This is a genomic window from Streptomyces sp. NBC_01016 (genome assembly GCF_026341035.1).
Taxonomy (GTDB): domain Bacteria; phylum Actinomycetota; class Actinomycetes; order Streptomycetales; family Streptomycetaceae; genus Streptomyces.
Genome location: NZ_JAPEOQ010000001.1, coordinates 3,954,962 through 3,969,285 on the forward strand (window position 1 = coordinate 3,954,962; position 14,324 = coordinate 3,969,285).

Annotated in this window: 9 protein-coding genes; 2 read left to right on the forward strand and 7 right to left on the reverse strand. The window is 71.5% G+C overall.

Annotation, left to right across the window (positions count from 1 at the left end; all coding sequences use genetic code 11):
- The first annotated feature begins 1 nt into the window (after position 1).
- Positions 2-2,200 carry an MGH1-like glycoside hydrolase domain-containing protein gene (locus OG746_RS17815; protein ID WP_266715634.1) on the forward strand — a complete coding sequence of 733 codons (2,199 nt, stop codon included), beginning with the start codon at positions 2-4 and terminating at the stop codon, positions 2,198-2,200.
- Positions 2,201-2,212: 12 nt separating this feature from the next.
- Here the strand turns inward: OG746_RS17815 and OG746_RS17820 are convergent, their stop codons facing one another.
- The 3 genes from OG746_RS17820 to OG746_RS17830 all read right to left on the reverse strand — a co-directional run bounded on the left by OG746_RS17820 (position 2,213) and on the right by OG746_RS17830 (position 7,697).
- Positions 2,213-3,349, reverse strand: coding sequence for a serine hydrolase domain-containing protein (locus OG746_RS17820; RefSeq protein WP_266715636.1), 1,137 nt, complete (start codon positions 3,347-3,349; stop codon positions 2,213-2,215).
- An 81-nt stretch (positions 3,350-3,430) separates the two neighbouring features.
- On the reverse strand, positions 3,431-4,819 hold the full coding sequence (locus tag OG746_RS17825) for a hypothetical protein (protein ID WP_266715638.1): 1,389 nt from the start codon (positions 4,817-4,819) through the stop codon (positions 3,431-3,433).
- On the reverse strand, positions 4,812-7,697 hold the full coding sequence (locus OG746_RS17830; protein WP_266715640.1) for a peroxidase family protein: 2,886 nt from the start codon (positions 7,695-7,697) through the stop codon (positions 4,812-4,814). Before OG746_RS17830 ends, OG746_RS17825 begins: the two co-directional genes overlap by 8 nt.
- A gap of 319 nt (positions 7,698-8,016) precedes the next feature.
- Between OG746_RS17830 and OG746_RS17835 the strand changes: the two genes are divergently transcribed.
- Positions 8,017-9,273, forward strand: coding sequence for a lipase family protein (locus tag OG746_RS17835; protein WP_266715642.1), 1,257 nt, complete (start codon positions 8,017-8,019; stop codon positions 9,271-9,273).
- A 39-nt stretch (positions 9,274-9,312) separates the two neighbouring features.
- On the opposite strand, the gene OG746_RS17840 is transcribed toward OG746_RS17835, so the two are convergent.
- The 4 genes from OG746_RS17840 to OG746_RS17855 all read right to left on the reverse strand — a co-directional run bounded on the left by OG746_RS17840 (position 9,313) and on the right by OG746_RS17855 (position 14,287).
- Entirely contained in the window at positions 9,313-10,752 is a 1,440-nt protein-coding gene (locus OG746_RS17840; RefSeq protein WP_266715644.1) for an amidase, read from the reverse strand.
- Positions 10,753-10,777: 25 nt separating this feature from the next.
- Positions 10,778-12,076 (reverse strand): purine-cytosine permease family protein, encoded by a 1,299-nt coding sequence (locus OG746_RS17845; protein WP_266715646.1) that lies wholly within the window; start codon positions 12,074-12,076, stop codon positions 10,778-10,780.
- Between the two features lie 128 nt (positions 12,077-12,204).
- Complete coding sequence (locus OG746_RS17850) at positions 12,205-13,110, reverse strand: polysaccharide deacetylase family protein (RefSeq protein ID WP_266715648.1); 906 nt, start codon at positions 13,108-13,110, stop codon at positions 12,205-12,207.
- 19 nt (positions 13,111-13,129) lie between these two features.
- Positions 13,130-14,287, reverse strand: coding sequence for a maleate cis-trans isomerase family protein (locus tag OG746_RS17855; protein WP_266715650.1), 1,158 nt, complete (start codon positions 14,285-14,287; stop codon positions 13,130-13,132).
- Positions 14,288-14,324 lie beyond the last annotated feature (37 nt).

Consider the following 14,324-nt stretch of genomic DNA (forward strand, 5'->3'; position numbering starts at 1 on the left):
CGTGACCGCCCATCAGCCCGCACGCCGCCCCGCCCGTCCCACCCGCGCCGCCCTCGCCGCCCTCCTGCTCATCGGCGGAGCCGGTCTTGCCGCCCCGCCCGCGGTAGCCGCGCCGCACCCCGCGCCCGACTACGCCGACGTCCTCGACCTGCACGGCACTCCGAAGGCCGCGCTGCCGGGGGATGCCGAGGACAACAACGCCATCAGCACCTTCTCGGACCGAGGGGCCTGGCACTCCTACGCTCTGCCGAAGGCCGGGGACCGTGCCGCGTACGGCGGGTTCAGCGGGCCGCTCTACATCGCGCAGGAGTATCCGTGGTGGCTGAGCAAGTCGTTCAGCCGGATGCGGCTCAGCGAGGGCGGTCGCACTCTCGATCTCGCCGGCGGTGGCACGCCCCGCTTCACCTCGAAGCCGGGGCGTCTGCTCCAGTCGTACGACCTCGGGCGCGGGCTCACCCTCACCCTCGAGCTGCGGTTCGCCACCAACCGGACGGCCCTGGTGCGTGCGGAGGTGCGCAACAGAGGCTCAAAGGCCCGCACGCTCGGCGCCGACTGGAGCGGCAGTCTGCTGCGGCCGAAGGAGGCGCCCATGCACGACGCGCCCTCCCTGAAGTCCACCGGGCACGGCGTCGGCGTCGACTTCGCCAAGGTGCGGGAGAAGTGGGACTACCTCACCGACGGCACCGAACGCTTCGAGGTCACGCACAAGGACCCTGTGCGGACGACCGTCGACGGTGACAAGTACCGGACCGAGGCCGCCTCGCCGGTCACCCTCGCCCCCGGCGCCGCGCACCGCTTCGACTGGACGGAGTCGTACACGTTCACCGACGCCGAGCGCACCCGCGAGGCGCGGCGGGTGCGCGCCGTGCTGGCCGCCCCGCAGGCGTACGCCATCGCCGGTGACGCCCGCTGGCGCGGCTACGTCGCCGGGGTCACGCGCGGGGTGCCCGCCGAGCGGCGCCGTACCGCCGTGAAGTCCCTGGAGACCCTCGTCACCAACTGGCGTTCCGCGGCAGGGCAGATCAAGCACGACGGCGTGACGCCCTCCATCTCGTACAAGTGGTTCACCGGCGGTCTGTGGGCCTGGGACAGCTGGAAGCAGGCCGTGGGAACCGCCCGCTTCGCCCCGGAGCTCGCCGAGTCGCAGATCCGGTCCATGTTCGACTGGCAGATCACCGAAGGGTCGAAGACCCGGCCGCAGGATGCGGGGATGGTCCCCGACGCCGTCTTCTACAACGACCCCGCGCGCGGTGGCGGGAACTGGAACGAGCGCAACTCCAAGCCCCCGATGGCCAGTTGGTCCGTGTGGGAGGTGTACCGGAAGAGCGGAGACCGGTCCTTCCTGCGGGAGCTGTATCCGAAGCTCGCCGCCTACCAGGCCTGGTGGTACCGCAACCGGGACCACGACCACGACGGCCTCGCCGAGTACGGCGCCACCGTCGACCCCGCCAATGACTCGACCGAGGAGCGCCGCCTCGCCGCGGCCTGGGAGAGCGGCCTGGACAACGCGCCGCGCTTCGACGCGAAGCTCGGCACCTCCGTCGTCGCCAACCACGCAGCCGACGGCACCCTGCTCGGCTACTCGCTCGACCAGGAGTCCGTCGACCTCAACGCCTATCTCGCTCAGGACCAGGCCTACTTGGCACGCATCGCAGACGCGATCGGCCGCCCCGGCGAGGCCGCGAAGTGGCGGAAGAAGGCGGACGCCACGAACGCCGCCGTGCGGGCCAAGTTCTACGACCCGGCCGACGGCTGGTTCCACGACATCGCCCTGAAGGACGGTGCGCCGCTCACCGACCGCGGCCGCGGCATCGAGGGCGCCGTCCCGCTGTGGACCGGCGCCGCCACCAAGGAACAGGCCGCGCGTGTGCGCCAACGCCTCACGGACCCGGGTGAGTTCGCCACCCACGTGCCGTTCCCGACCGTGTCGAAGGCGTCCCCGTACTTCGACTCGACGGCCTACTGGCGCGGGCCCGTCTGGTTCGACCACGCCTACATTGCGCTGAGCGGACTGCGCCGGTACGGCTACACCAAGGACGCGGACGACCTCACCGGCAAGCTCCTCGCCAACAGCAAGGGGCTCACCGGGGACCGCCCGATCCAGGAGAACTACAACCCGCTGACCGGCGCCCCGCTCAACTCGCCGAACTTCAGCTGGTCGGCATCGCTGCTGCTGCCGATCCTGTCCGGCGAGCAGTGAACCGGAGCGCGCTCAGGACGCCGCGTACGTCCAGAAGTCCCGCATGATCTGCGGCGGCGTCGGCCCGCTCATCGCGAGCTGGGTCATCAGCACCGACACCGTCCCGGTCGTCGGTGTGAGGTGGGCGGCGGTGCCGGTGCCGCCCACCCAGCCGTAGCGGCCCGGCACGTTGTAGGGGTGGGTGCGGGTGACGTCGACGGAGCCGCCGAAGCCCCAGCCCTCGCCCTCCGTGAACAGGCCGCTCGCGGCGCGCTGTTCGGCGGTCAGGTGGTCCGTGGTCATCAGCCGCACCGAATCCGCGGAGAGCACGGACCCGCCGCCGGCGAGCAGCATCCGGGCGAACGCCAGCCAGTCGTCGGCCGTGGAGACGAGCCCGCCCGCGCCGGAGGGGAACGCGGGCAGACTGCTCCACTGGCCGTCCGGGGCGTCGACGAGCTCGGCGCCGCCGTCGGCCGTGGGTACGTAGGCGCTGGTGAAGCGGTCGCGCTTGGCGGCGGGTACCTCGAAGCCGGTGTCGGCCATGCCGAGCGGCTCGAAGATCCGCTCGGCGAGGAAGTCAGGGAGCGAGCTGCCCGTCATGCGGGAGATCAGTACGCCCTGGATGTCCGAGCCGACGTTGTAGAGCCAGACGTCGCCGGGCTGGTGCAGCAGCGGCACCCCGGCGAGCGAGGCCAGCCAGGTGTCCGGCTCGGGGACCCGCTGCGGGTGGTGCGGGTCCATCAGCGCGAACAGCGGCTGCACGGCCGGGAGGGAGAAGTCGGAGGGGAAGCCCCAGCCCGCCCGGAAGGTGAGCAGGTCCTCCACCGTGATCGGGCGGGCCGCCGGGACCACGTCCTCGATCGGGCCGGCCGGATCGCGCACCACGTTCGGCGCGGCGAGCTCGGGAAGCCAGTGCGAGAGCGGCGAGTCCAGGGCGATGCGGCCCTCCTCGACGAGCGTCATGAGGGCCGCCGCCACGATCGGCTTGGTGATCGACGCGATCCGGAAGATCGAGTCGCGGGCCATCGGCGTCCCGCCCTCGGTGTCGGTGTGGCCGACGGCCGCCACCTCCACCCGGTCGCCGCGGGCCACGAGCCCGACGGCCCCCGGCACGGGACCCTTCGACACGTGTGGGGCCAGGACCTCGGTCAGGCCGGTGCTCTCGGTCATCGGGCGATCCTCCAATGCGTACGGGTGCCGTGGCGTGTTCGCGTGAGCGCGAGCGTACAGAGGAAGACCGCCCGGACCGGCTCAACTCATCGGCTCCCCGTCCCAGAGCGTGTCGTGCGCGCGGTGCGCGTCGGTGAGCCCGTTCGTGAAGAAGCGCTCGTAGTACTCGCCCTCCACGTGGTGCGCCTGCAGCCAGACCCCCGGCACATGGATGGCGTCCGTGTGCGCGGGGAAGCGGCGGTGCGTGGCCAGGATGTACGTACAGATGTCGCGGGCGCAGTCGATGACGCGCTCGTCGTACTCGCTGGCCTCGGCGAGATAGCGCTGGCCGTAGTCCTCCTTGTAGATGCGGGAGAAGACGTCCTTGTCGCCGTACGTGCCGCCGGTGCCGAACTTGGCGTCGACGATCGCGTCGACCGCGTCCGACATGGAGGCGTGCGTGGGCGGGCAGGCGGCGGCGATCAGCGGTTCGCCGGTCGCCGGGTCGGCCAGGCCCACCGGGTGCGAGCGCAGGTTCGCGTACTTGGGCAGCGGGACGTGCCAGCGCCACAGGTCGGCGAGGCGCCAGCGCGGCGTGACGAAGGTGAAGCCGAGCATCCTCCCGTACGTCTTCGTGAACTTGGGGTCGCCCATGGCGATCGCCGGGTTGATGGAGGCGTGGATCCAGGCGCCGAGGCCCATCGCCTCCGCCGTCAGCATCACCGTCTGGAGGAGCAGGTCCGCCTCGATCTGGGTGCGCATCGGGCCGAGCGCGCCGAGCGGCAGCTTCAGGTCCTTGTTGAGGAACCCGTTGTCGACCCACTTCTTGACGCCCGCCGCCCGGTACAGATTGCGGTCGTCGACGAGCGTCGGGCGCGCCCCGTCCGGCTGCGTGAGCAGGTACATCAGGGCGTTGATGTACTGGTGCGAGAGGTCGACGACCGGGAACAGGACGGTCGTCCCCGGCAGGTTGGACAGGAAGCGGTTGGAGTCCAGATAGGCCGGAAAGTCGCGCAGGCCCTCGGCGACGTCCAGGCGGTGGTCGAGGACCTTCACCTTCGACTGCGCGGCCCGCTCCACCAAGGCCTTCGCGGTGAACGGCTCGTGCGGCGCCGCCGGCAGCCTGCGCAGGAAGTACGTACCGCTGTCGTTGATCAGGAAGAAGTACGTGCCCTGCGCGTTGTCGGGGCTGCCGGCCGTGCGGCCCGTCATGGTCAGGTTCGGCTTGGACATGATGGGCTTGCCGTCGCGCGGGTCCTCGAAGGGGCGGTCCGGCATCGTCAGGCCCGTCGAGCCGGTGACGGCGATCAGCAGCGCCTCCTCCAGCTCGCTCAGCGGCTGCGGCTCGTGCTTCGAGCTGTAGCTCATGGATCCGGCCGGCACCGACGCGCCGCGGGAGACCCGGTGGGTGCGGCGGCGCCAGATCGTCTTCAGGAGCGGGCGCGCGAGCAGGTCGTCGAGACCCTGGTGACCCGAGGACGCCTCAGCCATGCCCGCCACCGTTCTCGGCCGGCGACACCGGACGCCACGGCGCGAACGCGCTCGCGTCGCGCGGCAGCAGGCTCGCGAGGTCCGGGCAGTGCCGCAGGATCACGGACTTCATGCCGCCCTTCTCCACCCAGTCCATGCCGAGCGGCGTGTAGATCTCCGGGCGGTAGTCGACGGTGAGGAAGCGGTCGCTCTGCAGCCGCCGCGTCGCCATCAGGATGAAGATGCGGAACGCGGTGTCGGAGAAGCCGAAGCCGGTGGGCGGGTTCTCCGCGAACAGGCCGACGACCGTGTCGATCTCGTCGACGTCCCGGTACACCTCCTTGAGGCGCGCGAGGGTCTCCGGCTCCCGCGTGAGGTCCTCGAAGCGGCGGATGCGCTCCTTGTGCAGGCCCGCGCGGAAGTCGTTGTAGCGCGGCACGCCGCGCCTGCGGGTGCGCACCAGGTCGACCACCGACAGGTCGATGATCTCGCCCTCGCGATGGAACTGCGTCAGCGACTTCGGGTAGTTGTGCAGCGTGATCGCGCCGGGGTGTGCGATGCCGAACGAGTAGAGGGTGTCCGCCAGGCCCGTCTTGCGGATCTGGCTCTCGGCGGCCGCGCCCTGGATGTCGTTGAAGCCGAGCGTTTCGAGGCGCTGCCCGAAGCGGTGCTCGCGCAGCTCGTAGTCGTCGGGGATCAGCGGGTGCATGCGGTAGACCGTGACGAAGTCCTCGGTCAGCGAGTACGGGGCGCCGTGGTGGTCCGGCATCGTCTTCGGGATGCCGGTCAGGGAGTGCGATTCGAGCAGCCACAGGCCCAGCTGGTTCAGCCAACTCTTCGGCGGGCCCTCCCAGTTGGTGCGCAGGCCGATGTCGATGGCCTTCGTCGCGAGGATCGCCGGCGTCCACTCCACCGTATGGATCTTCGCGATCAGCGCGGAGACCACGAGCCGCGCCGTGTGGTAGATCCGGTCCTCGCTCATCGACGGGTACTCGGAGCGCAGCGCGTCGCACACCGCGTTGTGCTCGCGCGCGAACAGGGTGTGCATCGAGCTGAGCCCCATCCACCAGTTGTCCTTGAACCCGGTGATCGGGATGCCGGCCCGGTTCGTCGGGATGTGCCCGCCGTCCAGCAACAGGCGTGCCCCGCCCTCGGGTTCGCGCAGCTGCTTCGCGGTCCGCTCGTCGCCGCCGTACACCTCGGAGCCGTCCCACCAGTGCGAGGCGGTGTTCCCGAAGAGGATCGGCGGCTTGTCGCCGGGCAGCTCGATGCCCTCGTTCTCGGCGAACCGCATCATGCTTTCCTCGGGCCCGTCGGGCGTGTTGACCCACGTCCCGCCGCCCGGCGGCAGCGGCACCTCGACCGTCTTGCCGCCCTCCTTGTAGCGGCGGTGGTTCACCCAGTCGTGCACCTGGAACTGGATCCAGGCCGCCGCCAGGATGTTCAGCGAGGTCGCCGGGACGAAGCTGTCGCGCGCCAGCAGGCTGCGGCTGACCGTCACCGGGTTCGGGGTGTCGAAGAGGTCGGGCCGGTGCACCGGCTTGAGGTTGCGGCCGAACGCGGCGCCCACCGCGCCCATCTTCGGCTCCGACAGATCGTTGTACGTGCCGTCGTAGGACCGCTCCGTGCGCAGCCGCTCGTCGACAGGGACCGGCACCGGCTCGGCCTTCGGCGGCGCCTCCTGCACATCGGTGTCGATCAGGTTCAGCTTGCGCAGCACCTTCCGTAGGAAGACGAGGTTGAGCAGGCTCAGGTCCACCGGCAGCCGGTGCCACGGCACATACCGGTTCAGGATGCGGAAGACGAAGCCGATGGGGGCGCCGAGGATCCGGTTCCTGAGCGGCTCGTGCGGGGTGAAGCGGGTGCCGTGCCGCTGCGCGCTGCTCGCCCGGTACGCGGCCTTGCGGGCCCGGTTGAGATTGCCCAGCGGGCGGAAGCCTTCCGTGGTGTACCAGGGGTTGAAGGAGAGTTCCTCGATCCGCCGGGCCGCCGAGTGGGCCTCGGCCGTCGTGATGTCCTGGCTCGGTATGGTCAGCCGGGCCACGGGGATCGGTGGGGTGATCGCTTCCTTCCACTCCACGGAGCCGTCCTCGACGGGGGTGCGCCGCTCGTCGACGTAGCGCTGCACGCACAGGTCGAAGGCGACGTCGCCGCGGCCGAGCCGGCGCGCGAGCTCCCGGTGCAGGAAGTTCGGGTCGCGGCGGTCGGGGCGCGGCTCGGGGCCGCCGCCCACGGCGGGCCGCAGCAGGAAGCGGACCGGTCCCGCCTCGCTCCACAGCATCGCGCCGCGGCTCCAATAGGTCTCGCGGGCAAGACTGTTGACGGTGTGTCGGGTGGCGGCCTGGACGTTGCGGCGCATCCGGTTCGCGGTGCCGAGGCCGACGGCGATCGGCAGCTTCACGAACAGCCCGAACGCCTTCTGCAGCGGATTGCGGGCCCCGGCCATTGCCTTGGCGAAGGCCACGAACTCGCGGGCGTCGCGGGCGTGCGACACCGGGAAACCGGTCGCGAGCAGATCGTGGCTCTGCTCGGCCGACACGTTCACGCGCACGGCGATCCCGTGCAGGTCGGGTGCCCCGTCGGGGCCGCGCATGCCGCTCGCGCTGGAGAGCCGTACGGTCGCCGGATACTCGGCGCCGGGCTGGGCGAAGCCGCCGCGCAGCGCGGCCGGAAGGTCGTCGTTGAACCGCAGGCGGGCGTTCTCCACGCCGAGCGCGGCCTTCGCGTGGAAGGCACGCTCGTAGCCGGGGGCGCCACTGGCCCGCCGGTTCGCGACCTGAACCTTCATGATCTCGCGCGCGAGGCGTTCGAACACGAGGCGCTCGGCCTCGGGACTGCCGCCCTCGTACCGCTCGTACTGCGCAGGCTTGTAAGAGGCCTGACGTTCGTTCTCGGCCATCGGTTGCCGTCCCTGTCGAAGGTACGTGGAGAAGGTTCCTGGAGCGGGGGCGTAGCGGGGCACAGAGGGGAGGGCAGCGACCGTATCGGCGCCGTCGGACCTGCCGCAGCGACCGTTCCCGCCATGTACGCGCGCGCGAACTCGACGGCGCCCAAGGGGGTTTGCGCGGGTCAGGGCCCGGCCCCTGCCGGATGCCCGCACCGCGCGTCGCCCACCCCTCTCCCGCCCCACCCGCGGGCCCCGCGCATGGCCGATCGACGACGCCTTGACGCTGCCGTGCGCCGATGGTGTGCTGCACAGCCCCGCTTCGGGAGGTGCCATGCGCCAGACGATCGTGCACGGACCCGCCTTCGCCGACCTGCGCCCCCTCAAGGAGGCCACGTTCGTCGAACCGGGCAGGACCACCTTCCCCGTCCACCCCGAACTGCCGGGCCTGCTTCGGGAGGACAAGGAACATCCGGATCCGGCGGGTGTGCTTCCGCACACGATGGCGACCCTGGCCGCGTACGCGTACGCCGGTCACGCGCAGAGCGGTGACGCGGAGACCGTCGCGATGATGGCGACACGGCTCGGCCTGGAACGCAACAGGTGCCGCGTCTTCGAACAGCGCGTCGACGCGCTCTACATCGCCTCCGCGGCCTATCTGATCCAGGACGAGGACCGCCGGATCGCGATCCTCTGCTACCGGGGCACCCAGCCCGAGGACATCATCAGCATCCTCACGGACGCCGACGTCCGCCCGGAGACCCTCGCCGTCGACCTGGACGGCGCCGAGTACGCGGTGCACGCGGGCTTCTACCGCAACATGCGCTCCACCCGCTATCTGATCCTCCAGGCCCTGGAACGCGCCGTGCGCGGCGAGTCCATCGACCCCGACGAGAAGGGCACCCGCGGCCCCGGCCTCGAAGCGCTCTACATCACGGGTCACAGCCTGGGCGCGGCCATGGCGGCCCTGATGGCGGTCACCCTCGTCCACGAACCGCGCTACGCCCACATCGCCCGCTGCCTGCGCGCCGTCTACACGTTCGGCCAGCCCATGATCGGCGGCCCCGACCTGGCGCAAGCCTGCGCGGACACGGTCGACAGCAACGGCACCCACCTGCTGCGCGACCGCCTCCTGCGCTACATCTACGACCGCGACGTGGTGCCCGCGCTGCCGCCGCGCCCCGTCGGCCCGTACGCCCCGTTCGGCCGCGAGTTCCACTTCCGCAGGCCGCGCCGGGCCGTGGACGCGGTGTTCACGGCGGTGGCCGACGCGGCGGCCGATGCGGTCGCACTCCCCGGCGATCTCCTCACCGGGGCGAACCCTCTGCGGCGGCTGCGCCGCATGACCGCGATCCCGGCCCGCGCCCGCGAGGACGGCTGGGTCGAACGGCTCGAACCCGCCCTGCCCTACCCCCAGATGGACAGCCTCGCGGGCCTGGCGGTCGTGGCCCCCCTCGCCTTCTTCGCGGCCCGCCTGGCGCTGACGCGGACGCTCCCGTTCAAGTACTCCTTCGACGATCACGGGCCGGCGCATTACGTCAACGCGCTTGCGCCTGAAGGGGTGTTGAGCGAGTACGGGGATGTGCGGTAGGCGTCGTCGTCACACGGTCGTGCCGTCACACAGCTGCCGTCACACCGCCGTCGGCCACGCGTCCCGCCACGGCGCCGCCTCCTCGTAGGCCGCGCACACGTCCAGGAGCGCGCCGTCCGCGAGGTGTCGGCCGATCAGTTGTACGCCGACCGGGAGCCCGCCCCGCGTGCGGCCCGCCGGGAGTGAGGCCGCGGGCTGGCCCGTGAGGTTGGCGAGCGGGGTGAACGACGTCCAGTGGTCCGTCGGCACCATCCGCCCGTCGATCAGCTCCGGGCCCTGCACCCCGACGGGGAACGCCGCGACGGAGGTGGTCGGGGTGAGGATCAGGTCGTACGTCGACATCAGCCGGGCCACCCGGTTCACGACCGCCTTGCGCACCAGGTTGGCGTCGGTGAACTGCTCGGCCGTCCACGGTGTGCGTACGAGCGCCGCGAGGTGCGGGGACATCGCGGGCCCGAGCCGGTCGGCCATCGCCCGCATACCCGTCAGGTCCGTCTCGGCGGCGACGATCGCCCCGAACGCCGTGCTGTAGTCGGGGAGTTGGAGGTCGATCCGGTCGACCTCGGCGCCCAGGTCCTTCTCGAAGACCCGCGCCGCGTCGTCCGCCACCCGGCGCACCTCGGGGTCGACGGCGACCCGGCCCAGGTCGGGGCTGTAGGCGATGCGCAGCGGGCCGGTCGGGCGGCGCCGGGTCCAGTCCACGTCCGCGCACGGGATCGAGTGCCGGTCGCGCGGGTCGGGGCCGGTGAGCACCGAGAGCATCAGGGCGGCGTCGGCGACGGTGCGTGTCAGCGGCCCGATGTGCTCGACCGACTCCCAGCCGGAGACGCCGGGGTAGCGCTCGTCGCGGCACCCCGGATACACCGGCACCCGTCCCATCGACGCCTTGAACCCGAAGATCCCGCACAGTGCGGCGGGCACCCGCACCGAGCCGCCGCCGTCGCTGCCGAGCGCCACCGGACCGAGCCCCGCCGCGACGGCCGCGGCCGAACCCGCGCTGGAGCCGCCCGGGGTGCGGTCGAGGTCCCACGGGTTGCGGGTCACCGGGAACAGCGGGTTGTGCCCGGTCGCGCTGTAGCCGAACTCGGTGGCGTTGGTCTTGCCGAGGACGACGGCGCCCGCCGCCACCGACCGCTCCACCACGATGTCGTCCTCGTCCGGCACGAAGTCCGCGTACGCGTGCGAGCCCGAGGTCGTACGGATGCCCTTGGTGGAGATCAGGTCCTTGACGCCGAGCGGGACACCGGCCAGCGGGCCCGTGTCACGGCCCGCGGCGATGTCGTCCGCGATCCGCCGGGCGGCGGCCCGGGCCAGGTCGGGCGTGGGCGTGCAGAAGGCGCCCAACTCCCCGTCCACGGCGTCGATCCGGTCGAGCACCGCGTCCGTGACCTCGACGGGGGACAGCTCCCGCGAGCGGATCAGCGCAGCGGTCTCGGTGGCGGACAGACGGCAGATCTCGCCGGCGTCGGTGGGGTTCACGTGGGGGCCTTTCCGTTGTTCCGGTTCAGACGGTGGTGGTGCCGGCCACGTCGACGGCGGGCTCGGCAGGGGTGGGCCGCGGCGCCGTACGACGCTCGACCAGGACATGGACGACCGCCGCGACCACTATGCCGAACAGTGGATCGACGGAGCCGGGCAGGAGGTAGTGCGCGAGCCCCGCGGCCAGGGCCCCGGCCGCCCACGCGCCGAGCGCGCCCCACCGGTAGTCCCGGACGACGGCCGCCCGGCCCTTGCGGCGCAGGTACTGGTCGGTGATGAGCACCGCGCCGATCGGCGGCACGAACACGCCCAGCAGATTCAGCCAGTCCACGAAGTGGCCCCACACTCCGCTGAGCGCGAACAGCAGGCCAAGGAGGCCCAGGCCGAGCGCGAGCGGGCGCATCTTGGCGGGGGTGAGTGCGGCCCAGCCGACGGCGCCGTTGTAGAGGCAGTGCGAGGCGACGGAGCCGAGGTTGACGAAGACGAACAGCACCGCGAGCGCCGTGAGCAGCGGGCCGTGACCGGTGAGCAGGGGCAGGAAGCCGCCGCCGTCGGCCGCGGGATCGGCCGAGCCGCCGATCGCGACGACGACGCCCCCGAGCGCGTAGGCGACGAAGTTGGCGAAGGGGAAGGCGAAGGCGGTGGCGGCGACCGCGCTGCGCCCGCTCCTGGACCAGCGGGTGAAGTCGGCCGTCATGGTGCCGGAGTCGGCGAACCCGGCGATGACGATGGCGACGGCCCCGCCGAACCCGAGGGTGCCGCCCACGCCCTGATAGGTGAGGGCGTCGGAGGCGGAGGTGTGGCCCGCGCCATAGCCGACGGCGATCGCGCCGAGGACGACGAACAGGGGCGTCGCGACGGCGCCGACGAGGGCGAGGGCGCGGATCCCGGCGACGGTGAGCAGCGTGTAGATCGCGCAGCCGAGCAGTGCGCCCCACAGCGGGGTCCAGCCGAGCGTGTCCTGAAGGGTCGTGCCGGTGAGGCCGACCTGGAAGCTGAACCAGCCGATCACGACGGTGGCGAGGAACCCGGCCGCGGCGAGTCTGCCGCGGCGCCCGAAGGTGTCGGCGGCCTGGAGGGCGAAGTTCTTGCCGGTGCGGCCCGCGTAGTGGCTGAGGGCGCCGACGTAGCCGAACAGGACGAGGTTGCCGACGAGGATCGCGAGCAGGCCGTGGACGAGGCCGAGGTTGTAGACGATCACGCCGCCGAAGACGGCGTTGCCGAGGTTCATCGGGAAGCCGAACCAGACGGCGGCCACCGACGGGAGGCTCTTGCGGGCAGTGGGCGGAACTGGTGCGTGTTCGTACTCTTCTGCGCTGGTCATGTGCCCCTCCGTGAGGGTGAGGACCGGTTGGTATACCGCAAACGCGAGTGAAGGTAGAAGCCGCTTGTTACACGGGAGGGCGCACCGCGTTTCCGCTGGAGCGCCCCCCGTTGCCACCGTGTAAAGGATCAGCGCATGTCGGCCGGGCGCTCCGTGCCCCCGAACGGGAAGCGGCGCCGGAAGGTGTCGGCCGCGTCCTCCAGGGTCACGAACGACACGCCCTCGTGGCCGGAGACGTACTCGATGAAGCGCTCCAGCATCAGCAGGACGTTGGGGCGGCCCGAGACGTCCGGGTGGAGCGTGATCGGCAGGACGGCGTAGTCCAACTCCCGGTGCACCCAGTCGAATTGGTCGCGCCAGTCCTGCTCCAGGGCGCGCGGCGAGACGTAGCCGTGGCTGTTGTGGGCGTGCTTGTTGAACATCATGGGCGGCAGGTCGTCGACGTACCAGTTGCCGCAGAACTCGACGAGGTCCACCTCGTGGCCGTGCACGAGCGGCTTCATCCAGTCCTTCGCGTCGCCCGCGTAGTCGATCTTCGTCCAGGAGTCGCCGACGCGGGCGTAGAACGGGGTGAAGTCCCGGTAGTTCTGCGAATGGTCGTAGGAGAAGCCGTACTTGTGGAGCAGGGCCGCCGTCGACTCCGACATCTCCCACCAGGGTGCGACATAGCCCTTGGGGCCGCGCCCCGTGAACTGCTCGATCAGCTCGACCGACTTGGCGAGGACGTCCTCCTCCTGCTGCGGAGACATCTCGATCGGGTTCTCGTGCGAGTAGCCGTGCGCGCCGATCTCGTGGCCCGCGTCCACGACCATCCGGGTCTGTTCGGGGAACGTCTCGATGGAGTGGCCGGGGATGAACCACGACGTACGGATGCCGTAGCGCTCGAAGAGCTTGAGCAGGCGCGGGGTGCCGATCTCGCCGGCGAAGACACCGCGCTGGATGTCGTTGGGGGAGTCCTGGCCTCCGTAGGAGCCGAGCCAGCCGGCGACCGCGTCGACGTCGACCCCGAGGGCTATCTGGATGTCCTTGGGCATGGGTGAACTGCTCCTCAAGTTACGGGAGTTGGGCGGTGAGTTCGGTGGTGGCCGCCGCGAGGGCCTGCCGGTCGGTGTCCGTCCAGTCGCGCTCGCGGGTGCTGTGGACGGAGATCCAGCCGGTGAGCGCGGTGCGGGTCTGTACGGTGCCGGTCTGTACGGGCGAGAGCATCTGGGCGCGTACGCCGTATACGTCGATCAGCGCCTCGGGCGGGTGCGGGGCCTCGCGGAAGTGCGGCTGCACCAGCGCCCGGCGCTCGGCCTCCAGCCACTCGACCGTGTTCAGGCGGCGCTGGTCGAGCGAGGCGTCGCGGCGGATGGAGCGCACGCCGGGGCCCAGGGCCTCGCCCGCGGTGAGGTCGACGTGCAGCCCGTGTTCGGGCAGGTCGACGCGGAACGTCGTGCGGTCGGCGCCGGTCGCCGCCAGCAGCGTCTCCAAAGTGCTCTGAACCTGTGCGCGCAGGCTGCCGTCGCGCAGCAGCTGCCCGTGCCCGGACCACGACGGACGCGCCCCGGCAAGGTCGAGCGCCCGCCACAGCGTCGCGCTCACCGAGTCGAACACCGGGAGATCCAGGGCCCGTTCGAGCCGGTCAGCCTCGAAGGCGCCGTACACGTTCGTGCAGACGACGGCGACGGCCTGCGCGCCGTCGGTGGCCGCCGCCTCGATCTGGCGGGCCACGTCGGCGGGCGGGATCCGGGCGAAGGCCTCGTTGTCGTGCTCGCCGAAGGGCTCCGCGAGCACGCACTCCAGGCCCTCCTTCGCGTACGTCGACACGATCGCGTCGGCCACGTCGCGGGTGTAGGGCAGGGCGAGGCCGAGCCTGCTCACCCCGTAGGCGGCGCAGGCGTCGAGCAGCGCGAGCGTCGAGGTCGTCGCCGGGATGCCGGTCTCCGCGGTGAGCGCGGCGGCGAGGGCACGGTCCCGCTCGATGCCGAGCCAGGACCCCGACGTCCCGTTCCACACCAGGACATCGACCTTGGCGTCGGCCAGCTGCCGGGCCGCCGCGAGCATCGGCTCGGGGGCGAACTGGGCGTCGCTGCCCGTGTCGAGGGCGATCCGGGTGACCGGCACCCGCGCGAAGTGCGCGGTGGCGATCCCCGGCGCGCCCTGCAACAGCCCGTACGTCACGGGTTCGAGGCAGGTGTTGGAGGACGGCGTGAGCATGCCTACGCGCAACGGGCGACGGTTCTCGCTCAACGAATGATTCACCGGA

Bases quoted from the DNA above. Each gene is read 5' to 3' on its own strand.
- OG746_RS17845 (WP_266715646.1), bottom strand. From the start codon at position 12,076: ATGACCAGCGCAGAAGAGTACGAACACGCACCAGTTCCGCCCACTGCC.
- OG746_RS17835 (WP_266715642.1), top strand. From the start codon at position 8,017: ATGCGCCAGACGATCGTGCACGGACCCGCCTTCGCCGACCTGCGCCCC.
- OG746_RS17825 (WP_266715638.1), bottom strand. From the start codon at position 4,819: ATGGCTGAGGCGTCCTCGGGTCACCAGGGTCTCGACGACCTGCTCGCG.
- OG746_RS17820 (WP_266715636.1), bottom strand. From the start codon at position 3,349: ATGACCGAGAGCACCGGCCTGACCGAGGTCCTGGCCCCACACGTGTCG.
- OG746_RS17850 (WP_266715648.1), bottom strand. From the start codon at position 13,110: ATGCCCAAGGACATCCAGATAGCCCTCGGGGTCGACGTCGACGCGGTC.
- OG746_RS17830 (WP_266715640.1), bottom strand. From the start codon at position 7,697: ATGGCCGAGAACGAACGTCAGGCCTCTTACAAGCCTGCGCAGTACGAG.